Genomic DNA, 24,218 nt, shown 5'->3' with positions numbered 1-24,218 from the left:
AAGGATATAATAATTGGAAATGAAAGTATTGAATGTCATTTTGATTTTAATATTCATTTTGTCGGCAGTTTTGCAATACAATGATCCGGACCCCTACATTTGGGTTCCGATTTATCTGTATGCTGCCGTTATATGCTATTTTGCGTTGCGAAAAGTGTACTCTCCGAAATATTATATTCTAGGGCTGGCGGTTTGCTTGTCTTATGCCATTTATCTGTTTTTCGATCGAAATGGAGTATTAAGCTGGATAACTGTACACGACTCGGAAAATATAGTGCAAAGTATGAAAGCCACTAAGCCCTGGATTGAGGAAACCCGTGAGTTCGGAGGATTGTTGATCTGTGTTTTCGCTTTTCTTGTGAACATGTTTTGGTTGAGAAACGGCGGAAACGAATCGGGTCTACAAACTTAAAGATCAAACAGCTTAAATAATATTTTAAAGCTAAGGCAAAGTGATGAAGCTCTTGAATGTATTTTTCTATTTTTACAGGCGCTTAACGGCTTCATCCCGCTTAAGTAAATTACTAATTAAACCACATACACACTTATAATGAAAAGAATCATTTTTTCCCCTGCCTTCCTGATTGGAATCTCTCTGTCATTGTCACTAGCCGGTTGCGGAGGACCGGATTCTCAGAAGGCAGAATCAGCATCTGAACAATCAATGGCTGATACAGCAGAGGCGGTTTCAGATACAACAGCGGTTATTACTGATACTGCAACACTGGCTTCTCCAACAGAGCCGGCCACTGCTACCACTGAGAAATCAAGTCCAAAACCGGCCGAAAAAGTTAAGGCAAAACCCGCAACTTCTACTTCTGCTATCTCTCAAGGCAAAGCGCTTATGGCAAAATCCGACTGTTTTGCGTGCCATAAGACAGATGTCAAGCTTGTCGGACCGGCCTACGAAGAGGTCGCTGCAAAATATCCCGACACCGAGGAGAACTTTTCTAAACTTGCAGATAAAATTGTTAATGGTGGCGCAGGTGTATGGGGCGAAGTTCCAATGTCTCCACATCCTCAAATATCTTCTTCAGATGCAAAAAAGATGGCTCAGTATATCTTATCGCTTAAATAACGTATAAAAATGAAGAAAATAACGTTGTTGATAGTTCTATGTTCTTTTTTGCTGGGCTCACAACTATATGCACAAAATACCGCGCAGATAAGCGGGCGGGTTAGTACAAAAAATGGAGTTGCTATTCCTGGAGCTACGATACATCTGCTTAACAGTAATTTCATCGGAGTAGCAGATAACGATGGGAAATATGTTTTGCGAAATGTTCCCACAGGCAAGTATACCATTGGAGTCAGGGCTTTAAACTATTCAACGCTTACACGCGAAATAAATCTGAGCAATCAGCAAATGGAGCTCAATTTTGAGCTTAAACAGCAGGGACATGCTTTGGAAGAAGTGATAGTTACCGCCGAAAAGCGTGAGGAAAGCTTGCAGAACCTGCCATTAAGCGTATCCGCAATCTCTGCCCGGCAGGCTGAAGAGTACAGATTGTGGAATATTAAACAGATCAGTGGTATTGTTCCTAATCTTTACTCAGCCAATCCTGGAGACAACAGGAACGTTACTTCCATACGTGGCATAGTAAGTTCGTCCTACGATCCAGCTGTAGCAACTTACGTAGACGGAGTGAATCAGTTCAATCTTGATACTTATATAGCCCAGCTGCAGGATGTAGAGCGAATTGAAGTATTGCGTGGCCCCAGTGGTACACTTTATGGTCGAAATGCGATGGGCGGAGTGATCAATATCATCACTAAACAGCCAGGTAATAATACGAGTGGATTTGCAGAAGTTAATTTTGGGAATTTTAACCAGCAAAGGTACAACCTCGGCTTCCGAACACCTTTAATAAAAGACCGGTTGTTCTTTGGAGCATCTGGTTTATATACGAAGCAGGAAGGATTTTATACAAACGAGTTTACTCAGTCATCTTTCGACAACCAGCATAGTACAATGGGTAATTATTACCTGAAGTTTCTGGCCAGTCCGAAGCTGTCTCTTAGCCTCAACGTAAAACATAATGAAAATCGAAATGACGGGGCTTTCCCTTTGGTTATGGGACTTGGGGACGCCTTGAGCAATCCATTTGTATTGAACCAAAACAGCGTAGGGCCGTTGGTTGATAATATTTTTAACACCTCTTTATCTCTGAATTATACAGGCTCAGGGTTTAATTTCACGTCTCAAAGCGCTTACCAGACCAATTACCGGTATTATAAGCAACCAGTCGATGCAGATTTTTCACCCATTGACGGTTATTCTATCGTGAACAACTATGGAAGCGAGTGGAATAACGTAAAGGCCCTGACACAGGAGTTCAGATTCAGTTCTGCAGCATCCTCGGCATCTGCTTTTAAATGGGTGGGGGGAACTTACCTGTTTTATCAGCACAGTCCTAATAGACAAGGGACCTATTTGGGCAAAGACGTTATGGGACCCGACCCTACTTTCACGAGTATAGCTACCAACAAATCTGACAATTTTGGAGTAGCATTTTTCGGCCAGGGAACCTATTCGCTAACGGCTAAACTTGATCTTATTGCAGGCTTACGGTATGATTTTGAGCACAAGAAACAGAGCATTAAAGGGGAATTTCAACCAGACGGAGCAGAATTGATGGAGACCCGTTCGGATACTGCGGCAACTGCCCGATTTAATACGTTTAGTCCAAAAGCAGGGATACAGTATCATCTTACAGCCCAAAGCAACCTGTACGGAACCTATAGCAGAGGTTTCCGGGCGGGAGGAATCAGTCAGTTATCATCCAATCCGGATGAAGCCTTGAGATCTTACGAGCCGGAATTTAGTAACAGCTTTGAAATCGGTTCAAAAAATATGTTTTTCGGAAATAAGGCGCGTGTTAATCTTGCTTTGTTTTACACTACAGTGAACAATGCCCAGGTTCCGACCCTGCTACTTCCGGATGCCATAACGTTAACTCAGAACGCCGGCAAACTAATCAGTAAAGGTGCAGAATTAGAATTGGGATTAAATCCTTTGCAAGGATTAGAGCTTGATTACAATTTCGGCTATACCGATGCGAAGTATAAGCGGCTAAACCTTCCGTCAAATGGCACATCTGTTAACTTTGCTAATAACAAACAAATGTTCACCCCGGATATTACCTCCATGCTGGCAGTACAGTATGGGCACCAGTTAAGTGAAAGTCAGAATCTGAAGCTTGTTGTGCGTGGAGAGTGGCGGTATACCGGGAAGCAATACTTCGATCTCGAAAATCAACTTCAACAAAGCGCTTACAGTCTGTTAAACGGCAGAGCTGGTGTTTCGACCCAGCGCTTCGATATCTTTGTTTGGGGAAGTAATCTAGATAATGAGAAATATGTAGATTACGCCTACAGCGGTATTGGAGCTGCTCACCTTGGGAATCCCCGTACCTACGGGATGTCTTTCAGGGTGAGATACTAACTCATTTAAACTAAGATGCCTTCTGGTTTATCAGAAGGCATCTTGTTTTTGATGTTCGCTGTTCTAAGAAATTGCGTTGATCCGAAATAACAATCTTCTCAAATACCCAGCAAATTCCGGTTAAGTTCGTCGTTGGTTCCAGAACCTGCAAAATCATCGAATGCTTTTTCGGTAACCCGGATAATATGATCTTTTATAAACACTGAACCTTCTTTTGCTCCATCTTCCGGATGCTTTATTGCGCATTCCCATTCCATCACTGCCCAGCCATCAAAATCGTAGGCGCTCAGTTTACTGAAGATCGATTTAAAGTCTACCTGTCCGTCGCCGAGCGAGCGGAAGCGTCCTGCCCGGTTTACCCAGCTTTGGTATCCACCGTAAACTCCCTGTTTTCCTGAAGGGTTAAATTCCGCGTCTTTCACATGGAACATTTTAATCCGCTCATGATAATGGTCGATGTAGGCAAGGTAATCAAGGCACTGTAGTACAAAATGCGATGGATCATAGAGCAGGCATGCCCGGGGATGGTTATTTACTTTTTCGAGGAACATTTCATAGCTGATACCATCATGCAAATCTTCTCCGGGGTGGATTTCATAACATACATCTACACCGGCTTCATCAAACGCGTTTAATATGGGCAACCAACGGTTTGCGAGCTCAGTAAAGCCCGTATCAACTAATCCGGCCGGGCGCTGAGGCCATGGGTACACGGTATGCCACAACAAAGATCCGCTAAAGGTTGCATGTGCATTTAAGCCAAGGTTCTGTGATGCTTTTGCGGCAAACTTGAGTTGCTGAACGGCCCATTCGGTCCGGGCCTTTGGCGAGTTATGATAAGCTTCGGGTGCAAAGCCGTCGAATAATTTATCATAGGCGGGGTTTACAGCCACTAATTGTCCCTGTAAATGTGTCGATAATTCAGTGATCTCTAAACCATTTTCATTTACAATCCCTTTTATCTCATCGGCGTAAGTTTTGCTTTCCGCTGCTTTCTGAAGATCAATAATTCGCTTGTCCCAACTCGGGAGCTGAACTCCGGCATAGCCTAAATCTGCTGCCCATCGGCAAATGGACTCCAAGCCATTGAAGGGATGAGTATCGCCTAAAAATTGCGCAAGAAAAATTCCCGGACCTTTTATCGTTTTCATACTATTTCTCAAATTAAACTGTAAAATCTATCCATTTTTTATCCGACTGTCCGGAGGCGATCACGTTTTCAATAAATGCCATGCCTCGCACTCCTTCGGTGATACCCGGAAAATCAAGCGACTCATCTGTGGGTTTTTCATTATTGAGAAGCGCCTTTATGGTAAGCGCAAAATTCCTGTAGAGGTTTGCGAATGCTTCCAGATAACCCTCCGGGTGACCCGCAGGAGTACGTGTGTTATGCTTTGCGAACGAACTGAGATAGCCGGAACCTGTTCTTAAGATTTCAGAAGGCCGGTCCGGCCATTTAACTGTTAATGTATTGGCGTCATTTTGCTGCCATTCCAGTCCGCCTTTTTCACCATATATTCTTATTCGTACATTGTTTTCTTCTCCGGCAGCAATTTGCGTGGCAAACAGCACACCGCTTGCGCCATTATCAAATTTAAGAAGCACAGAGCCGTCATCGTCCAGAAGGCGGCCCTCAACTACAGTATTGATGTCTGCATTTAGCTTCGTTACCTGCAAGCCCGTTATATATTCTGCCAGATTAAAGGCATGGGTACCAATATCGCCCATTGCGCCAGCAATACCGCTTTCCGCCGGATTAGTGCGCCAGCTTGCTTGTTTGTTTCCACTTGCCTCTTCCAGCTTGTTTAGCCAGCCTTGCGGATATTCAACATATACTTTCCGGATATTGCCTAGCTTTCCTTCCGCAATCAGCTGCTTCGCTTCCTTAACCATTGGATAGCCGGTGTAGGTATGGGTGAGGCACAACTTCTTCCCCGATTGCTCTTCAATTTCTTTAAGTTGCCTGGCTTCATCCAGACTAAAAGTCATCGGCTTATCCAGGATAACGTGGAAGCCTCCACGCAAAGCAAGTTTTGCCGGTTCAAAGTGCAGGTGGTTTGGCGTTACAATGCTGATTACTTCCACCCGTTGGTTTTCGGGCAACTGTTGCTCTTTTTCGAATAATTCCTGGTAAGAACGGTATACGCGGTTTTCAGCAAGTCCCAGCTCCATGCCGCTGAGCCTGGAGCGCTCAGCATCGCTGCTGAATGCTCCGCATACAAGCTCGTAATGCCCGTCTATTTGCGCTGCTATACGATGCACAGCACCTATGAAGGCACCCTGGCCTCCACCAATCATTCCTAATCTTAATTTTCGGTTCATTTAACTATTGGTTTAGTTCTGCCCAGGTCCAGAATTTGCTCCTGCCGGCAGTTGCGTCTCTTACTTTTTTTACATCAGATGGTTTCACTATGGGTGCATTGTTTCCCGCAAGGTTCTTTCGAATATAACTCAGCACAGAAGCAATATACTGGTCGTCGTTGCCGCCCAGGGGAGGCATAATATCCGAGTAGACCTTACCTTCCACCGGTCCGGTTAATCCATGTAAAAGTACTTTAACGAGCTTTTCCGGGTCGCCGTTAACATTTTTTGAACCGGCGAGGGGAGGGGCCGGCATTTCTTTATTTTGATTAAGCACTCCTTTCCCGTCGGCTCCGTGGCAGGTAACACAAAGCTGATTGAAGAAAACTGCCCCCCTTTGCACCAGCCTCTGTTCTTCGGCAGTCATCGTTTTGGAATTTTCGTCTGCCAGTGCCCGGGTTCTTATGCCTTCTTCATACTTCTTTTGCGACTCTGTCATCAGTTCGTTGCCTGCGTTAAGTGCCAGCAGTTCTTTTACTATATTTTGTGCGGTTTCAGATTTACTAAAGCGGAGCGACAGGGCAAGCTGAAAACGGACATCTGCACTCGGGTCGCGTTTTAAAGCGTCGAGCGCCTTTATCACTTGCTCGTTTCCTTTGATAGCTTCCTCCTCGCTTATCCAAACTGCGGTTCTTCTTACCTGTGGGGCATTATCTTTTAGGGCCTGCATCAAGGTTTCATTATTGAGGGCACCTAAGCCCTTTAATGTCCAAAGCGCATGGATGCGTGCAAGCTCAGATTCCGAAGTAGTTGCCACAGCGGCCAGTTGTGGCGCAATTGACTTATCGCCGCGCACAACCATCAGCTTTTGGGCATTATCCCGCCACCACCCGTTAGGATGTGACAGGTATTTTATCAGTTGAGAAGAAGGAAGACTCAGCATCCGCGGAAGGGTTCTATCCGGTTTGATATCATCATGCACGAGCCGGTAAATTCGCCCGCGTCCGATATTCTTGTCAAGCTGCCTGCCTAGAATCTGGCGCCTGAGGAACGAGCCTGGGCGGGTCCAGTTACCTTCCTGTATGATGCCGCGGTACATGTCCACAATATATAAACAACCGTCAGGACCGGTTGCGGTATTTACAGGCCTGAAATTCATGTCGGCAGAGGCAATGAATTCCTCTTTCTGGTAGGCGTTTTCCAGCGTGATCTTACCATCGGTATTGATCACCTTTGCCCTTCTTATCAGGCGGCCCACAGGTTCGGGAATAAGCAGGTCGCCTTTTAAAACAGCAGGCAGCGAATTTCCCCGATAAATGGATTGTCCGGCCACGGCTGTGAAATGATTCAGTGTGCTGTCTGCGGGGCGTAGACGACCCACACCTCCCTGAACGTCGGGGGTGGCGATGATTGGCCAAACTTCAAGAAAGTCCCGGCTGTATTGGTTCTTCAGGTCCAGGCGTCCGTAGAAAGGGTTTTGTTGGAAATCCAAAGCGGGTACCTCTGAGCCTGCCTGGGAATAAAACAGGCGGCCATAGTCGTCGTTGGTCAGGCCCCATTGTCCGCGTGAACCTTCAATAAGAGATTCGGTTTTAAATACGTCGTTTACCCGGTCGTATACATACCTGACATTTTCGTAGGTAACATAAATTTTGTTGTCCAGGTTCCAGATCAGCCCGCTTCGCTGGTGTTCCAGATTGTTTCTCGAGACTTCGTCGTTGCGGAAGATTAACTTCTTTTCATCTGCAACGCCATCTCCATTGGTATCCCTGTAACTATATAAATGCTTCACATTTGTTTCGCTGACAATCAGACGATCGTCGAGTGTGAGCAGCATGCGCGGAAGGACCAGGCTATCTATAAAAATAACAGACTTATCCATCACGCCGTCTCCGTTGGTGTCCTCAAGCCTTTTAACGGAACATATGGGACTCATTTGGTTTTTTCCATCTATGTCCTGCATATAGGTATTCATTTCTGCAACAAACAGGCGGCCGTTCCCATCCCAGGCTATTGCGACCGGTTCGTGAATCATGGGTTCGCTGGCTACCAGTTCCAGGCGATACCCTTTTTGCAAATACATTTTTTTAAGACTTTTCCGTGGGGAGAGCGGCTCGGTATTGGGATTTTTGTCGGCTATAATATTTCCGTTCTCATCTCTCTGTACCACACTTTGGGTTACCTTGCACGTATAAACGAGCATAGCTATTGCAACTATGCCTATAAGCCATTGGTTCTTTTGCCTCATTTTTGATTTACTGTTGCTATTTTTTATAACCTATTGCGTATTTGATGCCCCCTAAGAGATGCTGCAAGAACATGGGGTCGATGTAAGATTCGTCAGTGTGGCCCAGAGCCGTGTAAAATGACCTTCCCCCATCGTATTCGTGATACCAGGACATCGGATGATTTTCTCCCATCTTGTTTCTTCCGGGCTGATAACTCGTCTCATCCAGTGAAATAAGTACATTTAGATTAGGGGCTACCCATTTGAAATTGTACCATTCGTCCTTCCGCTTCCACTCACGGGGCAGATGCTTGGTAGCCGGGTGCTTTTGGTTATGTACTTTCAGTACTGCCTCTTGTTGCTGCGGGTGGCTCACAAAATAGGCGCCTACCAGATTTCCGTACCATGGCCAGTCGTACTCGCAATCTGTTGCAGAGTGCACCCCGACGAAGCCAGCACCTGAACGGATGTAATTTTCGAATGCACTCTGTTGCTCATTGTTTAAAATGTCGCCCGTCGTGTTGAGGAAAACTACAGCTTTATACTTCTTCAGGTTTTCGGTATTGATCTGCCTAGCATCAGTAGTAGTGTCGGTATCGAACTTGGCATCAATTCCGAGTTTCTGAATCGCTTTTATCCCTTTGGGGATAGACTGATGATGAAATCCGGCGGTTTTGCTGAAAATCAGGATTCGTGGACTTTCCTTGGCACTGGCCGGCAAAATAAAGAAGCATATGAAAATCAGGCTTAGCTGCCAGTCGCGGCATTTCGTTGCTATTAAGGTTATGGTCATATTTGGTTTTGAAGTTCGGCAGCTGGAGATTACTCCTGACTGTAATAATGCAAAATAAAAATTGTGATTACGAATTCCTAATGTGAAAGTAGTTTATAAACCTTCAGGTATACTATTACGCTTTGGGTTGTGTTTTTTTCGGCAATAGCCCAAAAGAGGAGAGCAAAAGTGCTCAATATGCAAGGGAGCAGCGGTTTATAAGGTTGTTTCATTGACTGAACTATCATTACAAGCAATTGTGTTTACATAGACCATGCTAATTTAATGGGAAAAAGTTGTTGAGTAGGGCATATTTGTATAATTTTTAGATATAGATGTCTGCTCTAGCCGATACGTCGCGCATCCATAAAATTTCATGTTGAAATGTTGCGTTTCAAAAAGGGAAAGTTAATCGTACTCGGGTCAAGCGAGGAGTGTCGATTAGTGTTCGTTTTCAGACTCTTAGCGATCCACGGAAACCTCTGGCTGCGTAATAAGATTCTGCACCGTTGTGATATACGAAGACTGTATCGTATCTGCGGTCGCAGAAAATAGCTCCACCTAGTTTTCTGATATCCGAAGGTGTTTTCACCCAGCTCGATGTCTTCGTGTCGAATTTCCCAAGTTTCTGCAAGCCTCGGTATTGTTCTTCGTTTAAAATCTCAATACCCATATCAGTAGCCATATTAAGAGCACTATTTTCTGGCTTATGTTCCTTCCGCGCCTCCAGAGCCTGGTGATCGTAGCAAATACTTCTGCGGCCTTTAGGGCTTTCCGCCGAACAATCGTAGAAAATATATTCGTTAGTTTCCCGATCATAACCGACCACATCCGGTTCGCCGCCGCTTATTTCCATTTCGTCAAGCGACCAAAGTTTTGCAGGATCGGCTTCCAGTTTTGCTTGTATTTTTGCCCATTCCAGACCGGCATGGCGGTTCATATTTTTCTCAAAACGGGCTTTTAAGGTCTCTAGCAGTTCTTCGCTTTGTTCTGGTAGCAATTTCTTTTTAATGGTGTTCATATTATAAATATTAATTTGTTAAGGATCTCAATGTTCTACCGGCAGGCCTGAAATACCAGGATATCACAGTAAGGACAAGTAATAAAACCGGCCCAAAATAATCTTTTGCCTCGTCTCCCCTAAACGAATGAGAAAATACAGCACCCGACATGACGAAAAAGAACCCTGCGTACACCCATTCTTTTAATATGGGGAATTTAGGAATAAGCAGCACTATAACTCCCAATATTTTCCAAACACCCAGGATGGTTAAAAAATAGCTTGGATAGCCTAAGTGTGTCATCATGGCAACTTCCTCTTTCATTTTCAATACTTGTACAATTCCGGTCGACAGCATTCCTAATGCCAGCCAAATGGTTGCAATCCAATAGATGATTTTATTTCGTCTAGTCATAATGGTTTATTTTAATTTATTTAGGATGTCTTGCAGTCGATTATGTGCCATATTTATACCTTGAATAAAAGGAAGCTGCAGCATTTGGTCTCTATGAGCAACTGATTTGAATACAATATGCATCTTGAGTCTGCTTGTTTCCTGCGTAAGTTCTTCAAATTCCAGGAACTCGAGTTGGACAGCAAACGGGGTATTCTCCATTTCAAATGTCCGGGTAATTTTCCGGTTAAGGCAGAACTCGTGGATTGTCCCATGGAACCCGTGTTTATTCCCCTTTGGATCGGTGGTTTCGAACTGGTAACTGCCGTGGTTCTTGTTTTCAAGCTTTAATACTTTAGTTCCCATCCATTGCTCAACAATTTCTGGATCTGCATATGCTTTAAAAAGTAATTCCAGGGGGAGGTCAAATTCCCTTGTAATCATTATATCCTGTTTACCTTCTTCGGCATGGACGTGGGTTTTTTGCTCCATAGTTTAATTTTTCGGTTTATAGTTTTTCATTATGGTTTCAAGTTTATTAAAACGATCATCCCACATTTTCCGGAAAGGTTCAATGAAATCCGCTACTTCTTTCATTTTTTTTGCATTGATGTGGTAAAGAATCTCCCGTCCGTTTTGTTCCTGTTTAAGTAGTTCGCACTCAGTCAGGATTTGTATATGCTTCGAAATAGTTTGTCTGGATGAGTTAAAATTCTCGGCAATCGCAGTCGGAGTCATTGCCTGCAAAGCCAACAGAGTAATAATCGCCCGTCTGGTGGGATCCGCTATCGCTTGAAAAACATCTCTTCGTAGTTCCATCTATGCAGCCATTTGACTGCAAATATATGCGCAGTCATATAACTGCGCAAATATATTTTGATTTTTTATGGGATAGGTTAGCAGTGCATCGTCCTGCTATGGCATGAGGATAGTAGAAAGATACTTTTCCAATTTTTCCAGATTCTGTCTCTGGCCGTCGTCTGCCTTGTGGGCGCTTACGATAATTTCACGCATCTCGACCGTGTCAAATTCCAGCGTCCATTCTACTTTAGTAGTTTCAGTGTTAGAATCAAAAATAATTGTGGCAAGGAAATGTGGGTTGAAATGCTCAAATACAATTTTTTGATTAGGAATGATTTGCTTGAAAACACTTCTGTTTGGAAAGTTAGTCCCGTCTGGCCCGTGTAGTGTTAGGCGCCATTCTCCTCCCTCGCTTAGATCCATTTCATGAATAGTGATCGTAAATCCCAGGGGCCCCCACCAGTTTGCGAGGTGTTTGGGATTTGTCCATGCATCCCACATCAAGTCAATAGGTACTTTGAATGATTTTTCGGTGCGAAGTTCTCTGCTCTCTTCTTTTTTCATGGCCGGTTGGCTACGAATATATAAAGTAAACTTCACCAGGTCAACTCATTTTAATTACCGTAGGGCCGGATTTGTGTAAGCACGATGATAAAGGCAGTTTAGATGAAGAATTGAAACAAAAAAGCTCCAAAGTACCTCTACTTTGGAGCAAACCTAAACCTTATCACTAATTCTTAAACGGCTAGATTTGCGGAAAATTATCCTGGCGAACAGATTTTAAATAAAAGTAAGCAGATATCCCAGAAATCCTCCTCCAAGAATAATGAATGCTGTATTTAGTTTCTTAAATGAAAATGCTGCAACAAATCCCAAAAGGCCGATAAAGGCGGTTCTCCAGTCGGTTATCGCTTCCGTTCCCATTTCTATGCAGATGACCAGGATTAATGCGACAGAGGCGATGCTTACGCAATCTAAAAAGGCAGACATCATCTTTGATTTTCTGAGAACTGGTATAAGGGGGTTAAGAAACGCTACAAAGAGAAAGGAAGGAAGAAAGATTCCAATGGTTGCAAGAAGCGCTCCCTGGAAGCCTGCTATCTGCCAGCCAATAAAAGTGGCTGCAGAAAAAACCGGCCCGGGCGTAAACTGACCGATGGCAATCGCATCTGTGAGTTCTTGTTTGCTGATTAAGCCACTGGTAACAAGTTCTGCATCCAGAAAGGCGAACAGTACGTATCCGCTTCCGTATAGAATCGAACCTACTTTTAGAAAAATCCAAAAGAGCTTTAAATTAGAGTTATTCGATCCTATATCACTTACAAGTAAAACGAGCGGAGAAAAACTTAGCGATTGCCTGTTTCGAACGCCCGATAGTAAAATCCCCAAAAAACCTATTCCGAATAAAATATAGATCTCACTAATCCCATACAGGGCCAATACAAATGCCAGGCCGCCAAGTATGCCAAGTTGTATACTTTTCAAAGCCTTTCGGCCGAGTGAGAGCATTAGGAAAAAAATAACCGCAATAACAGCTGGTTTTATACCGTATATGAAAGATTCAACCTGTGGTAGTTTTCCGTACTGCTGATAGGCCCATGCAATTGCGCCGGTAATGATAACTGCCGGTAAGATAAAACATATTCCGGCCACTATAAGCCCTTTCCACCCATCACGCTGATGGCCACAATGCATGGTCATTTCCGTAGAATTAGGTCCGGGAATAAGATTTGTTGCTCCAACCAGATCCAGAAAATGTTGCTGCGATATCCACTTTTTCTTTTTCACAACTTCCTCCTCCATCATGGCGATATGCACGGCCGGGCCGCCAAAACCGATGCAACCCAGTTTCAGGAAAAGTTTCGCTACTTCCATAAGAGGACGAGGCCTTGCTTTTTCGTTCATGCAACTCTTGATTTTTTACAGGTAATGACCTGACAGCAAACAACATTAATGGGGTTAAACTCAGGCATTTTCTGGCTTCCTTTTAACCTTCCCGAAACTTTTTACGAATCTTCATCTTAGCTTCATGTTCAGTATTTAGGTTTGACGAAAGTAATTTAAGAAACACACATAATTATGAAAAAATTAATTCTACTACCCGCGCTGCTTGCAGTGATTTTTTTATCGTCCTGTAAAGATAACAATGCGGGCTCTGTTACCCGACTGAATATCAGGATGACTGATGCTCCCGGCGCTTACGACGCTATTCTTCTTAGCATAAAAGAGATTCGTGTACTGTCGTCAGAAGGTGAGTCAACGCTGCCGGTTGATGCTGATTTTGATATTCTAAAATTCAGAATGGGCAAAGATACCTTGCTTGCCTCGCAGGATATCCCTTCGGGCACGCTTAATGAGATTCGGTTGGTTTTAAATGACACCGGTAACGAAGTGATCATTGATGGGGTATCTCACACTCTAACTACACCCAGCGCACAATCGTCCGGTTTAAAATTAAAGGTAAATGAGGACCTCACAAGTGGCATGGAATACACTCTGAAGTTGGACTTCGACGCGGCAAAGTCAATAGTAAAAACCGGAAATGGAAAATATATGCTAAAGCCGGTAATTAGAGCTATCCCGAGTGCCGTTTCTGGCGCCTTAACGGGCCTTGTCTCTCCAGCTAATTCCAATTCAAAAGTTTACGCTATTTTAGGTATTGATACGATTGGTGCCGTTGCAGATAGTACCGGCAAGTTTTTTATGCCTGGTATGAAAGCAGGAACGTACAAAGTTAATATCGCGCCTCAAAGTCCATATTTGCCTAAAACCATTGAAAATGTTCAGGTTGTTACGGGTTCTGTGAAGGATTTGGGTACAATAACAGTTACTCAATAAGAAGGATTTTTCAGGTAGATTTAGATGTGAAAAGGGCGCCGGGAGGCGCCCTTTTTGTTTTCTACAGATGTCTATCGCTGATACTCCATCACCTCATATTCCTCGTCCATAATTTCGTCGGTAAAAGGCTCTTCCATCATGGCTTCAATATTATCAGGACTCTTTTTCGATAACTTCTTGATGATCTTATCAAATGCCTCATAAACCACTGGTACGATGATCAGCGTTAAGAATAACGAACTTAACAGACCTCCGATAATTACCCAGGCCAGGCCATTCTTCCATTCGGCACCGGCACCCTGTGCTAAAGCGATGGGAAGCATACCAATCACCATCGCAATGGTGGTCATCAAAATGGGGCGCAAACGAGCATGGTTGGCATTAATTAAGGCCTCGCGTACTTTTTTGCCCTCAGCAATTTGCTGGTTCGTAAAATCGACCAGAATGATCGCATTTTTAGCTACCAGTCCGATAAGCATAATCAAACCCAGAATGGTAAAGATATTTAAAGAATTGTTTGTCAACGCAAGTGCTAGTAATGAACCGATGATCGAAAGTGGAATGGAGAACAATACCACAAACGGGTGTACATAGTTATTGTACAGTGCCACCATGATCAGGTATACCAATACAATCGACATCAGTAAGGCAATTCCTAAGGTTCCAAATCCCTCACTCTGATTTTCCATGTCGCCGCCGAAAATATAATTTACACCGGCAGGGCGGGGTAGATCCTTAATTTGAGTTTCCAATTCAGAGAAGATGGTTCCCGAGGGGCGACCAACAACCTGTGATTGTACCGAAACCTTAGTTGTTTTGTCCTGGCGCTCTAAACGTGACGGACCGGAGCTTTCTGTTACTGTTGCAAACTGGTCTAATTTAATTTTTTGACCTGCGGTATTTATAAAAGTTAGGTCCCGTACATCATTGATGCTTTTTCGGTTAAAATTATCCAGCCGGATATTGATATCATATTCATATTCACCCTGACGGAATTTTCCATTGGTGTTGCCGTTGAAGGCCGTCTGCATAGTTGCGCCTACGGTTTGCAGGTTCAGTCCCAATGCCGACATCCGGTCGCGATCTACCTGAACCTTAACTTCTGGATTACCGCCCTCTACCGAAAGCTTAATTTCTGTAGTACCCTGAATTTTTGCGAGCTTATTCTTCACCACATTTGCAAAAGCCATTACGCTGTCCAGTTCAGTTCCGCGTACAATTACTTCCACAGGAGAACGTTCTGCCATACCCAGAATACTTACCGGTGTGGTTTTTACCTTCGCCCCAACCAATTGAGGGGCAAGCTCTTTCTTGATTTTTGCGGCATACACATCTGCACGATCAAGCCGCAATTTTCTGTCAACCAATTGAACGGTGATCTCGGAAGAATACGCCGGAGCTTGCTGAGAACCAGAGCCATCACTCGCCTGACCTACAGTAGTGATCAATCGTGTAACTTCGGGTTTGGTGCTTAAGATCTGTTCCGCCTTGGATGTAAGCAGATTGGTTTGCTCTATCGACGCATCTTTAGGAAGCTCTATCTGAACAATGAATTGCCCGCGATCACTTTTTGGAAAGAACTCTGTACCGATAAAACCGCCGCCAATCAGCGCGAATGAAGCGATAAGCAGGGCCACTGTTCCTCCCAAAACGGTCTTTTTATGTCCCAAAGACCATTGAAGGATCTTGGTAATCCATGCTGTGAATTTATCCAGACCTCTTTCAAAGCTTAAGATGATTCTTCCGAAGATGTTTTTGCCTTCTATATGTTCCAGTTTTCCGAAACGTGATGAAAGCAAGGGTACGATAGTGAAAGAAGTAAGCAAGCTCAATAAAGTTGCGATAATTACCACCATACAAAACTGGCGCAAGATATCAGATACAAGACCAGTGCTTATTGCTATAGGGAAGAACACCACCACAATTACCAGCGTAATAGAGGTTACCGTGAAGCCGATTTCTTTGGTAGCTTCGTAAGCAGCCCGCACGCGATTCTTACCCATTTCCATGTGGCGGTAAATGTTTTCTAATACCACAATCGCGTCATCGACCAGGATACCTACCACGAGCGATAATCCCAATAACGACATCAGATTTAGCGTGTAGCCCAGCATATTGATACCGATGAACGTAGCGATCAAAGATGCCGGAATAGAAACCATTACAATGGCTGCGTTACGCAAACTGTGTAAGAAGAACAACATCACAAAAGCCACCAGGATAACCGCGATAAACAAATCGTGGATTACGGCATCAGCGGATTCAAGAGTATAAATCGAACTATCTGAAGCAATGGTTAGCCCAAGATTAATGCTTTTATATTCTGATTGCAATGCTTCAACGCTTTTCTTTACGCCCTCGCTCACAGATACGGCATTTGCATCGCTTTGCTTCACAATTTGTAGGGCAATAGCTGCTTTGCGGTCGACCCGTGCTATTTTTTCAACATCTTTCTGAGTATCCTGGACTTCGGCTACATCGCCTAGTCGCACTTGGACGCCGTTTTTATCTGATACGATCAGGTTTCGCAGTTCTTCAACATTTCCATATTTTCCGGAGAGACGTACCAAAATGTCACGATCTTCTGTACGGATACTTCCGGTAGGGAAGTCGAGGTTTGACGACGAGATAACCTGCTGAACCGATAATAAAGGTAATCCGTAAGCTTCAAGCTTATTTTCATCAATATTCACCTGGATTTCGCGTTCGCGGCCTCCGATAATATTCACCTGCGCCACGCCTTCGGCCCGCGAGATAGTAGGAACAATTCTGTTCTTCACCATGTCGTAAAACTCAGCATCGTTCATGTTGGCTGTTGCAGACATAGTAATGATGGGTAGGTCGTCTAACGAGAATTTATTCAGCGAAGGGGCCTCCACATCCTCAGGTAACTGAGAAAGTATCGAGTTTACTTTTCGCTGTGCATCGTTTAATGATACGTTTACATCTGTTCCGGTTTTTAACTGTATACTTACCAGTGATAAACTTTCGTAAGAGGTTGCCTGGATTTTCTTAATGTTTTCCATCGAAGAAACGGCATCCTCTACTTTTTTGGTCACGGTGTTCTCCACCTCACTAGGCGACGCACCGGGATAGATTGTTACTACCGAAACCACCGAAGGAGAGAACTTTGGAAGCATCTCATAATTCAGCGATTGGTAGCTTATGATTCCCAACAGCGAGAGTACTGTAAAAAGTACCACCACTATGGTCGGGCGTTTTATAGATATTTCAGCTATTTTCATTTTATTTAGATTTTAGATAGGAGATGTGAGATTTGAGACGCGATTCGCATTACGTTTCTGCGCCCAATCTCCTGACTCTGGCCTTCTTTTTTCTTGTCTCTTATTTTACCGCCATCACCTCCGTACCATCAACTAAGTTGATCTGGCCGCTGGTAATTACCGTTTCACCTTCTTTTAATCCGTCCAGAATCTCTACGCGGGAGCCAAATGTTCTACCAGCAGTAACTTGCCGTTCGATTGCTTTATTTCCTTCAAGAACGTAGATTTTATTGCTGTTTACGCTGCCTACAAAAGCGGTTCTCGGAATAGTAAGGGATGCATTTTGTTTCGGGAAATCGAATACTGCCGTACCGTACATTCCTGCCTTAAGCTGGTTGCCAGCGTTATTGCTTACCTGTACCTCAACCGGGAAGTTAAGGCTGTTATCTGCCTTCGGAGCAATAAAACTTACCCTTCCGCTAAATGAGCTATTAGGAAAAACGTTAGACTTAATTGCCACGCGGTCGCCAACTTTCAGGTTGACTACCTGGGTCTCATTCGCCGTTACCTTAAGTTTTAGTTTAGAAACATCAACTATCTCAAACAATTGCATTCCGGGATTAACAAAAGAACCCTGCTCAATGAAACGCTTATTGACAATTCCGGAAATAGGCGCTTTAATATTGGCATCACCAGATTTGATACTGGCAGACGATAGACGTGCTTTCGACGTGCGTACATTAAGGCGGGCATTGTCTAACTGCTGCTGGGTTACCCCGCCTGTTTTAAATGAACTTTCGTAGCGTTCCAAATCACGTACGGCAGTTTGGTAATTGGCACGTGCTGTCTCCACATCAACGTTCAACAAGTCGGCGTCAATACGTGCTACCACCTGGCCTTTACTTACACGTGAACCTTCATCTACTAAAATACGGGTCACACGACCGGAGTTTTCGGCCGAAAGTGTCAGGTCCTGGTTCGCAATAAACGTTCCGTTCGAACTGAAATCCAGATTAACCTCCGATTTAGTTACCTTTTCGGTATTCACCGCCACAGCCCCCGAGTTGCCAGATGCCACCACAGCGGTGGTCTCGGCGTTTTTCTTTTTATTGTTTTTTAGTACCCATGCAATCGAAAACAAGACAGCGACGACTGCTAATATGGTTATGATTCCTCTTTTCTTCATTTTGTTAGTTTAATAGCGATTTTATATTTCCGTTAGATTGAATTAATTGGATTTCGGCCAGCTTATAGTTTAGCAAGGCCTGGGTGTAGCTGTTCTGCGCATCGATTAACGAAGTCTCTGCATTTAGCAAATCGGTTAATGTAGCCAAACCGTTATTGTAATTGTTCTGAGTGCTGCTGTAAACCTGCTTCGCCAGCGTCACGTTCTCGCGTTGAGCGCTAATAGTGTTAATGCTGTTGCGAATTGCAAGGTTAGCGTTGCGGTGAGCCAGAGTAAGCGAGTTTGTAGTGTTCTTGATGTCCTCTTCTAGCTGCTGAATCTCGTTCTCAGCCTGTTTTACTCTGGATTTCCTTGCGTTGCCATCAAAAATTGGAATACTGAGCGACAAACCAATAGCCGAGGCATCATATTTAGTTGCCGTAGATCCCGAGCCTTTTAAAATATCAAACTTATCGCTGGTGCTGGTATAACCATAGTTACCCGTCAGCGCCAGAGAAGGGTAGTACTCTGCCTGTGCGGCTTTCTTTTGATAACCCAGCAGCTCTTTTTGTTTTTCCAGAAGCTCGTATTGGGTCAGGTTTTCTACCTTAAAATCTTCAGAGAGCTTTTGGGCATCTGCAGAAATAGTATTTAATTCCGTTGCCGGGATAACTATCTCTGTTTCAACTGGCATGCCGATATAAAATTTCAAAAGGTTTTCCTGCTGGATGATAGCATTTGCGATCTGTTCCCGCTGGGTTTTTATATTAGTAAGGTTAACCCGCACCCGGTCGAGATCTATACGTTTGGCCAGGCCGTTTTTAAACTGGTCGGCTACGGTCCTTTCAATCTTGCTGATGGAAGTAATATTCGCGTCTATGGTTTTTAGCTGCTCGCGGGTTACCAGTACCTGATAATAGGCTGAGGCAGCTTGCTGTAATACATTTTCTTCAGTCAGTTCGGCGCTAAGATTATAGAAAGTTTCGCCTGCTTTGGCCGCTTTCAATCCGGTGAAAACCTGTTGATTAAAGAGTTGCTGACTGAAATTTACTCCGGCGTTTCCGTTCCACTGCCTGCCCATTTTGAAGGTCTGATCGCCAACCACCAGTTGCGGAATAATCAGCTGGTCGGTAAGTGTAGCCGAACCATTCACTTGCGGCAATGCTCTGGCGCGGATTTCGTCCGTTTCGAGTTGGCCGTTAATTACCTCAAGCCTTGCCTTGTTAATATTTGCATTGTTTTTGAGCGCATAATTTAACGCCTCTTTCAATGTCAGATTTACCGTCTGTGCTGTTGAGCCGACACCACTCAGTACCAGCAAAAGCGACAGTGTTATTGCTATTGTTCTATTAGTTATATTCATTGTTTTGATTCTCAAAGTATTTTTTAATTACTACTTGTCCTTCTGCACTCCCAACTCCGTAAAGGAAAAGCCGGGTGATCTGGCTGATGACGGCTTGGGATTTAAACTGGCCGGCCGGATAACTATCCGAGTTAAAAAACGAGTCGAATTGCATCAGCTCAAACTGACTGATGATTTCAAAATCAAGATCCTTTCTAAAAAGACCCTCCGATATTCCTTTTTCAAGATTCTGTATAAAGGCATTTTTAAGGCTCTTCTCTTTGAACTGTTTAATAAGTTTCCACGACTCCGGAAAATACTTATGCAGGTCATACAGCATCACCGGGCGCAGTTTCCCCATTAGGGTCTGCACGTTTTCAGCCATAAGTATTACTTCATGGATTGCATTCTCAGATGTTTTTAAACTTTGTTTAAGCAGATCTTCCTGCTGTGCAACCAGCTTGCTGATAATGCTAAGTACTACAGTGTTTTTATCCCTAAAGTACAGGTAGATCGTTTTTTTCGACACACCCGCTTCCCTGGCAATGTCATCCATCGATACGCTTTTTAATCCGTAGGTAAAAAATAGCTTCTCTGCGGTCTCCTCAATTCGCGGTTCCATCATCCCGGGTTAGTCCTTTTAAAAATAAGTGTGTGACTTCTTTCTGCTTAGAAAGCACTTCGTCAAATCCCTTTTGATCGGGCATAGGCTGACGTGCTTGTTTGGCCATAACACACACGCTGATTCCTGAAAGCGTATCCATGAAAAGTTCTGCGGTATGCGCTGCATCGGCAGATTTTATTTTCTCCTGCTTAATCGCACGCTCCAGGACCTGTTGTAAGAGCAATACTTCGCTTGCTCTGATATTTACTATTGACTCCTTAATGTCTGCGTTGGCGAAAGGCGTATCGTGCGGATTGTCGCCCAGGTGCAGCATGAAGTATTTCTGATAAAACTCTCTTCTAAGTTCTAGCATTGAAAAAATCGCTTCTTCAACACCAGTGGCCTTATCCAGTAAAACCGCAAGTTTCTCAACATACTCGCCGAATATTCGCTCAATTACCGCTACTATCAGGCTGATCTTATCCGGGAAATAATAATAAACGGATGGTTTAGACATCGACAGATCATCCGCAATTTCATTCATTGTGGTTTTATGAATTCCAAAATGAGCAAACCGTGCTACCGCCTTCTCCAAAATCAACTCCCGCTTCTTGTCTGCAACGATCAAATTAATATCTCCTTACCTTTTAACTATTTGACTATTTTAATATAATAGTCAAAAGTACAATAAGAGGAATTAACCCGCAAGCCCGAGCATGAAAAAGTTGAGTTTTATCAAATTAGTTACAATAGCTTGACAGGAGTGGTATTGTTGGAACGGTATTGCTGCGATAGTCGTTGAAACTGGCCTGTTATTTAAGCCCTTTCAGAAAGATCTCACCCAATTGTTTTTGGCGGACTAAGAGAGCTTCAAATTGCTGCCGTTGAAGCTGAAACGGTTGTTTGTTTTGTAGGGCAACCGCTCTCATACCCATCAGTGCATCGAGCAAGAGCGCAGAAGCCTCGTCTACTTCGGCAACCTGAAGCTCGCCCGAATCCACTCCAATTTGGATGATGGAAGAAAGTAATTTCTGTTCGGCAGCACGGGCTTGTAGCAAAATGGTTTGCACACTTACGGGAAGTTCTGTACCCGACATGCGAATATAATCCAGGATATTATGGTACTTTAAAATGTACTCATGTCTTTTAGTGAGGTAAAAGAATAAGGCTTTCTGACTCTCCTTTATCTTGGCGATGCTTTTATTAAGACTGTCGCTCATTTCACGGATGATGCTCTCGAGCACGGCAGCATACAAGCTTATTTTATCTGGAAAATAGTAATAGAGTAAGGCTTTGGAAAGTGATAAATCAGAGGCTATATCGGTCATCGTCGTTTTTGCCAATCCGAAATGTGCAAAGCGTTTTACAGCTGTTTCAATAATCAACTCTCTTTTTTTATCCTGGTTCTCCATAAAGAGGTAAAGTTAATAGATAGGACGATAAAACTGGAAGGATTTTAGTAAGTGCAGAAGTTTTAAAGCTTCCACTCAGATGAGGAAATGCCCTAAATCTGAAGAACAGGACTTTTATAACCCGGAAAGCCGTACCTTTGTCGAATTATTTTCAAAAAAGCCAGGGCTTCGTTGAATTAAAGATACATAGATGAAAAAAATAGTTGAGTTCAGGAAGTTGTTAGAGGTAAACGAAGCTGCAAGTTTACTGGAACTAAAAAACAGTTACCGCAGTATGATGAAAAACTGGCACCCAGACAAGTTCCAGGATAGTGAAGCAAGCAAACTGGAAGCCGAAGAAAAAAGTAAGGCCATTATTGAAGCGTATCATTTTTTGGTGAGTATAGCTCCCGAAACTCGCAGTCAGACTTTCGCCGAGTATACATTAACCACCACCACATCAGCGATAGCCGATTTTGAGTATAAATCTCAGATACTAAAGATCAGCTTTATGGATGGAAGTGAGTACGAATATTTTGATGTGCCAAAAGCTGTGTATGTAAAGCTTGTTAACGCTGATTCACCCGGAAGATTTGCCCGAAGACATATATATAATGCATATGTTTATCGGAGTACCAGTAAGCTGGTTGCTGCCTAAATATAAAAAAGCGCTGGAAATTCTCCAGCGCTTTGCTCAAAGCTATATTCTGCTTATTTAATAAGGCAACTAACCTACACTTCTTCGATGTCGGTTCGCTGTAGTCGATTTCATACGAAACATCATTTACGAACCCTTTCCATCTGCGGGCATTTTGCTGCGCTTTTTCCGCTCGAAACTCATTCAAATTAGCCAATGTTAGTGTCATAGAAATAAGGCCGTATTTTAAACATCTTTAAATGGCTAAATATTCTTTCTGACCAAAAATTTGCACCTTCGCTGATATGAAATTTGCGATAAAACTAATTTTTCTTTTCCTTATCCTCAACTCTGCATGCGGCCAGTCCGAAAAGCCAGCTGCGATAGTTTTTCCGAAGCCGACCGGCAGTGTCAGCGATTTCTCCAACATCTATTCCTCAGCAGAAGAGAAAGTGTTAGATTCCATAATCCGCACGTTTGAAAAGAGAACATCTATGGAAATTAAAATCCTGAGCCTTGATAGCACGATGACGACATTAGAGGGCTTCAATTCATATATTCTTCGATTAGCCGGAGCCTGGCAAGTTGGTAAGAAAGAAGGGAAGGATAACGGGGTTTTAATAGGAATCTCTCCTTCGCTGCAACGGGTAAGAATAACCAATGGCCTGGGGGTCGAAAAGTCGCTAACCGACATGGACACGAAAAGAGTGCTTGACGACTTAATGTTTCCCGAGTTTCGAAATGGAAGTTATTTTAATGGCACAAGACTGGGAGTTGAAGAGTTAATCCGGGTGTTAGAAAAACAGAAATAACTGCGGAAAACGTATCAATTGTTTTACAATAAATTGGTCGCTTTTTCCGCCTGGTATAATGTTACCTTTGCGGTTATGAAGAAAAGAGAAGTACTCGAAAAACTTCATCAACAAATGATTGCTGAGATTCAGGATTATGCAATTATTTTATTAGACATTGATGGAACTATTTTAACCTGGAATAAAGGGGCTGAAATGATTAAGGGTTATAAGGAGGAAGAAATACTCGGGCAGAACTTCAGACTTTTTTATATGCCGCAAGACAGGCAAGCTGGCCTTCCGGAGCAATTGATAGAACAGGCAAAAAAGGAGGGACGAGCAAGACATATCGGAAGGCGCTTAAAAAAAGGAGGATCCATATTTTGGGGTAGCATCCTTATTACAGCTCTGCATGATGATAATGGAGAAGTGATTGGTTTTACAAAATTGACCCGGGAGATAGACGAAAACCAAACTTCAAATTATTAATTCTACGTTCAGTCGCTATCGTGACATTGAAATAAACACACTCGGAAGTGGATCTTTTTAATAACGAACCAAATTTTTTGCGAAACTTGCTTCCGAAGGACGGGATAGTAAATTATTATGGGAAAGTTGTCTCAGCTTCTGATGCAAATTGGTATTACGAATCCTTACTGCATTCTATCGATTGGAAAAACGATGAGGCTATAATTTTCGGCAAGTCGATTATTACTAAAAGGAAAGTAGCCTGGTATGGTGATTCTGAATTTGAATACACCTATTCCAACACCACCAAAAGAGCTTTAGCCTGGACAAATGAATTGCTCGAACTCAAAACGTTAATCGAACAGGCAACAAGTGAAACTTTCAACTCTTGTCTTCTTAATTTATACCATAGCGGCGACGAAGGAATGGCCTGGCACAGCGATGGCGAAAAAGATTTAAAGAGAAATGGGGCAATTGGCTCATTGTCTTTTGGTGCAGAAAGAAAGTTCGCATTTAAGCATAAACAAACTAAAGAAACCATTTCGTTGATTTTGGAACATGGGAGCCTGTTGGTGATGAAGGGCCCAACACAGAGCAATTGGTTACATCGGCTGCCACCTACCAAAATGGTTAACAAACCAAGAGTTAATCTTACATTCCGCACTATTGTCGATAATAGCAGATCATCTGCTTAAGTTAATAGATGCCAGGATATCCCAACCGTTTATATGTAATAGCCACAACTTGATCTGACAGTTAATAGGTTTTAAAAAGTGTCAGATGTTCTCTTCGAATATATAAAAGTTTCTTCGAACTCA

General features: G+C 43.3%; 24 protein-coding genes. 8 read left to right on the top strand and 16 right to left on the bottom strand.

Annotated features, from left to right (window positions below; translation table 11 throughout):
- Positions 1–19: 19 nt before the first annotated feature.
- The 3 genes from J3P43_RS05870 to J3P43_RS05860 all read left to right on the top strand — a co-directional run bounded on the left by J3P43_RS05870 (position 20) and on the right by J3P43_RS05860 (position 3,445).
- Complete coding sequence (locus J3P43_RS05870) at positions 20–412, top strand: transmembrane 220 family protein (RefSeq protein WP_255900249.1); 393 nt, start codon at positions 20–22, stop codon at positions 410–412.
- 138 nt (positions 413–550) lie between these two features.
- Positions 551–1,078: a c-type cytochrome gene (locus J3P43_RS05865; protein ID WP_255900247.1), complete on the top strand. Its 528-nt coding sequence runs from the start codon at positions 551–553 to the stop codon at positions 1,076–1,078.
- Positions 1,079–1,087: 9 nt separating this feature from the next.
- Positions 1,088–3,445, top strand: a complete 2,358-nt coding sequence (locus tag J3P43_RS05860; RefSeq protein WP_255900245.1) for a TonB-dependent receptor — start codon at positions 1,088–1,090, stop codon at positions 3,443–3,445.
- A 98-nt stretch (positions 3,446–3,543) separates the two neighbouring features.
- Here J3P43_RS05860 and J3P43_RS05855 read toward each other — a convergent pair whose 3' ends face one another.
- The 10 genes from J3P43_RS05855 to chrA all read right to left on the bottom strand — a co-directional run bounded on the left by J3P43_RS05855 (position 3,544) and on the right by chrA (position 12,845).
- Positions 3,544–4,596, bottom strand: coding sequence for a sugar phosphate isomerase/epimerase family protein (locus J3P43_RS05855; protein ID WP_255900243.1), 1,053 nt, complete (start codon positions 4,594–4,596; stop codon positions 3,544–3,546).
- Positions 4,597–4,609: 13 nt separating this feature from the next.
- Positions 4,610–5,767, bottom strand: coding sequence for a Gfo/Idh/MocA family protein (locus J3P43_RS05850; RefSeq protein WP_255900240.1), 1,158 nt, complete (start codon positions 5,765–5,767; stop codon positions 4,610–4,612).
- A 4-nt stretch (positions 5,768–5,771) separates the two neighbouring features.
- The gene (locus J3P43_RS05845; protein WP_255900237.1) at positions 5,772–7,994 is read right to left on the bottom strand and encodes a PVC-type heme-binding CxxCH protein; all 2,223 of its coding nucleotides are present in this window, start codon (positions 7,992–7,994) and stop codon (positions 5,772–5,774) included.
- 16 nt (positions 7,995–8,010) lie between these two features.
- On the bottom strand, positions 8,011–8,766 hold the full coding sequence (locus tag J3P43_RS05840; protein ID WP_255900235.1) for a ThuA domain-containing protein: 756 nt from the start codon (positions 8,764–8,766) through the stop codon (positions 8,011–8,013).
- A 433-nt stretch (positions 8,767–9,199) separates the two neighbouring features.
- On the bottom strand, positions 9,200–9,766 hold the full coding sequence (locus J3P43_RS05835) for a DUF4256 domain-containing protein (RefSeq protein ID WP_255900232.1): 567 nt from the start codon (positions 9,764–9,766) through the stop codon (positions 9,200–9,202).
- A gap of 10 nt (positions 9,767–9,776) precedes the next feature.
- Entirely contained in the window at positions 9,777–10,160 is a 384-nt protein-coding gene (locus J3P43_RS05830; RefSeq protein WP_255900230.1) for a DoxX family protein, read from the bottom strand.
- Between the two features lie 6 nt (positions 10,161–10,166).
- On the bottom strand, positions 10,167–10,631 hold the full coding sequence (locus J3P43_RS05825) for an SRPBCC domain-containing protein (RefSeq protein ID WP_255900228.1): 465 nt from the start codon (positions 10,629–10,631) through the stop codon (positions 10,167–10,169).
- Positions 10,632–10,634: 3 nt separating this feature from the next.
- The gene (locus J3P43_RS05820) at positions 10,635–10,958 is read right to left on the bottom strand and encodes an ArsR/SmtB family transcription factor (protein ID WP_255900226.1); all 324 of its coding nucleotides are present in this window, start codon (positions 10,956–10,958) and stop codon (positions 10,635–10,637) included.
- 96 nt (positions 10,959–11,054) lie between these two features.
- The gene (locus J3P43_RS05815; protein ID WP_255900224.1) at positions 11,055–11,504 is read right to left on the bottom strand and encodes an SRPBCC domain-containing protein; all 450 of its coding nucleotides are present in this window, start codon (positions 11,502–11,504) and stop codon (positions 11,055–11,057) included.
- Between the two features lie 216 nt (positions 11,505–11,720).
- Positions 11,721–12,845 carry a chromate efflux transporter gene (chrA, locus tag J3P43_RS05810; protein ID WP_255900222.1) on the bottom strand — a complete coding sequence of 375 codons (1,125 nt, stop codon included), beginning with the start codon at positions 12,843–12,845 and terminating at the stop codon, positions 11,721–11,723.
- 174 nt (positions 12,846–13,019) lie between these two features.
- On the opposite strand from chrA, the gene J3P43_RS05805 reads away from it, so the two are divergent.
- Positions 13,020–13,778, top strand: a complete 759-nt coding sequence (locus tag J3P43_RS05805; RefSeq protein ID WP_255900221.1) for a DUF4382 domain-containing protein — start codon at positions 13,020–13,022, stop codon at positions 13,776–13,778.
- A gap of 71 nt (positions 13,779–13,849) precedes the next feature.
- Here the strand turns inward: J3P43_RS05805 and J3P43_RS05800 are convergent, their stop codons facing one another.
- From J3P43_RS05800 to J3P43_RS05775, 6 genes are all read right to left on the bottom strand, one after another.
- Positions 13,850–17,023: an efflux RND transporter permease subunit gene (locus J3P43_RS05800; protein WP_255900219.1), complete on the bottom strand. Its 3,174-nt coding sequence runs from the start codon at positions 17,021–17,023 to the stop codon at positions 13,850–13,852.
- A gap of 100 nt (positions 17,024–17,123) precedes the next feature.
- Positions 17,124–18,188 (bottom strand): efflux RND transporter periplasmic adaptor subunit, encoded by a 1,065-nt coding sequence (locus tag J3P43_RS05795; protein ID WP_255900218.1) that lies wholly within the window; start codon positions 18,186–18,188, stop codon positions 17,124–17,126.
- 4 nt (positions 18,189–18,192) lie between these two features.
- Entirely contained in the window at positions 18,193–19,530 is a 1,338-nt protein-coding gene (locus J3P43_RS05790) for a TolC family protein (protein ID WP_255900216.1), read from the bottom strand.
- Positions 19,517–20,134, bottom strand: coding sequence for a TetR/AcrR family transcriptional regulator (locus J3P43_RS05785; protein WP_255900214.1), 618 nt, complete (start codon positions 20,132–20,134; stop codon positions 19,517–19,519). The genes J3P43_RS05790 and J3P43_RS05785 overlap by 14 nt, the downstream gene beginning before the upstream one ends.
- Entirely contained in the window at positions 20,115–20,741 is a 627-nt protein-coding gene (locus J3P43_RS05780) for a TetR/AcrR family transcriptional regulator (protein ID WP_255900212.1), read from the bottom strand. Before J3P43_RS05780 ends, J3P43_RS05785 begins: the two co-directional genes overlap by 20 nt.
- A gap of 184 nt (positions 20,742–20,925) precedes the next feature.
- A complete protein-coding gene (locus J3P43_RS05775; protein ID WP_255900211.1) occupies positions 20,926–21,525 on the bottom strand; it encodes a TetR/AcrR family transcriptional regulator in 600 nt (199 codons plus the stop codon).
- 190 nt (positions 21,526–21,715) lie between these two features.
- Between J3P43_RS05775 and J3P43_RS05770 the strand changes: the two genes are divergently transcribed.
- The 4 genes from J3P43_RS05770 to J3P43_RS05755 all read left to right on the top strand — a co-directional run bounded on the left by J3P43_RS05770 (position 21,716) and on the right by J3P43_RS05755 (position 24,095).
- Complete coding sequence (locus J3P43_RS05770) at positions 21,716–22,162, top strand: KTSC domain-containing protein (protein ID WP_255900210.1); 447 nt, start codon at positions 21,716–21,718, stop codon at positions 22,160–22,162.
- A gap of 284 nt (positions 22,163–22,446) precedes the next feature.
- Entirely contained in the window at positions 22,447–22,953 is a 507-nt protein-coding gene (locus J3P43_RS05765; protein ID WP_255900208.1) for a TPM domain-containing protein, read from the top strand.
- 75 nt (positions 22,954–23,028) lie between these two features.
- Positions 23,029–23,421 carry a PAS domain-containing protein gene (locus J3P43_RS05760; protein ID WP_255900207.1) on the top strand — a complete coding sequence of 131 codons (393 nt, stop codon included), beginning with the start codon at positions 23,029–23,031 and terminating at the stop codon, positions 23,419–23,421.
- Positions 23,422–23,468: 47 nt separating this feature from the next.
- The gene (locus J3P43_RS05755) at positions 23,469–24,095 is read left to right on the top strand and encodes an alpha-ketoglutarate-dependent dioxygenase AlkB family protein (RefSeq protein ID WP_255900206.1); all 627 of its coding nucleotides are present in this window, start codon (positions 23,469–23,471) and stop codon (positions 24,093–24,095) included.
- Positions 24,096–24,218 lie beyond the last annotated feature (123 nt).

Source organism: Paradesertivirga mongoliensis, from assembly GCF_024436395.1.
GTDB lineage: Bacteria > Bacteroidota > Bacteroidia > Sphingobacteriales > Sphingobacteriaceae > Paradesertivirga > Paradesertivirga mongoliensis.
Note: the sequence above shows the minus strand (reverse complement) of the source record. Positions and strands in the feature narration are given on the sequence as shown.

Coding starts and splice junctions, on each gene's coding strand:
- J3P43_RS05870 (WP_255900249.1), top strand. CDS start 20: ATGAAAGTATTGAATGTCATTTTGATTTTAATATTCATTTTGTCGGCA.
- J3P43_RS05865 (WP_255900247.1), top strand. CDS start 551: ATGAAAAGAATCATTTTTTCCCCTGCCTTCCTGATTGGAATCTCTCTG.
- J3P43_RS05860 (WP_255900245.1), top strand. CDS start 1,088: ATGAAGAAAATAACGTTGTTGATAGTTCTATGTTCTTTTTTGCTGGGC.
- J3P43_RS05855 (WP_255900243.1), bottom strand. CDS start 4,596: ATGAAAACGATAAAAGGTCCGGGAATTTTTCTTGCGCAATTTTTAGGC.
- J3P43_RS05850 (WP_255900240.1), bottom strand. CDS start 5,767: ATGAACCGAAAATTAAGATTAGGAATGATTGGTGGAGGCCAGGGTGCC.
- J3P43_RS05845 (WP_255900237.1), bottom strand. CDS start 7,994: ATGAGGCAAAAGAACCAATGGCTTATAGGCATAGTTGCAATAGCTATG.
- J3P43_RS05840 (WP_255900235.1), bottom strand. CDS start 8,766: ATGACCATAACCTTAATAGCAACGAAATGCCGCGACTGGCAGCTAAGC.
- J3P43_RS05835 (WP_255900232.1), bottom strand. CDS start 9,766: ATGAACACCATTAAAAAGAAATTGCTACCAGAACAAAGCGAAGAACTG.
- J3P43_RS05830 (WP_255900230.1), bottom strand. CDS start 10,160: ATGACTAGACGAAATAAAATCATCTATTGGATTGCAACCATTTGGCTG.
- J3P43_RS05825 (WP_255900228.1), bottom strand. CDS start 10,631: ATGGAGCAAAAAACCCACGTCCATGCCGAAGAAGGTAAACAGGATATA.
- J3P43_RS05820 (WP_255900226.1), bottom strand. CDS start 10,958: ATGGAACTACGAAGAGATGTTTTTCAAGCGATAGCGGATCCCACCAGA.
- J3P43_RS05815 (WP_255900224.1), bottom strand. CDS start 11,504: ATGAAAAAAGAAGAGAGCAGAGAACTTCGCACCGAAAAATCATTCAAA.
- chrA (WP_255900222.1), bottom strand. CDS start 12,845: ATGAACGAAAAAGCAAGGCCTCGTCCTCTTATGGAAGTAGCGAAACTT.
- J3P43_RS05805 (WP_255900221.1), top strand. CDS start 13,020: ATGAAAAAATTAATTCTACTACCCGCGCTGCTTGCAGTGATTTTTTTA.
- J3P43_RS05800 (WP_255900219.1), bottom strand. CDS start 17,023: ATGAAAATAGCTGAAATATCTATAAAACGCCCGACCATAGTGGTGGTA.
- J3P43_RS05795 (WP_255900218.1), bottom strand. CDS start 18,188: ATGAAGAAAAGAGGAATCATAACCATATTAGCAGTCGTCGCTGTCTTG.
- J3P43_RS05790 (WP_255900216.1), bottom strand. CDS start 19,530: ATGAATATAACTAATAGAACAATAGCAATAACACTGTCGCTTTTGCTG.
- J3P43_RS05785 (WP_255900214.1), bottom strand. CDS start 20,134: ATGATGGAACCGCGAATTGAGGAGACCGCAGAGAAGCTATTTTTTACC.
- J3P43_RS05775 (WP_255900211.1), bottom strand. CDS start 21,525: ATGGAGAACCAGGATAAAAAAAGAGAGTTGATTATTGAAACAGCTGTA.
- J3P43_RS05770 (WP_255900210.1), top strand. CDS start 21,716: ATGAAAAAAATAGTTGAGTTCAGGAAGTTGTTAGAGGTAAACGAAGCT.
- J3P43_RS05765 (WP_255900208.1), top strand. CDS start 22,447: ATGAAATTTGCGATAAAACTAATTTTTCTTTTCCTTATCCTCAACTCT.
- J3P43_RS05760 (WP_255900207.1), top strand. CDS start 23,029: ATGAAGAAAAGAGAAGTACTCGAAAAACTTCATCAACAAATGATTGCT.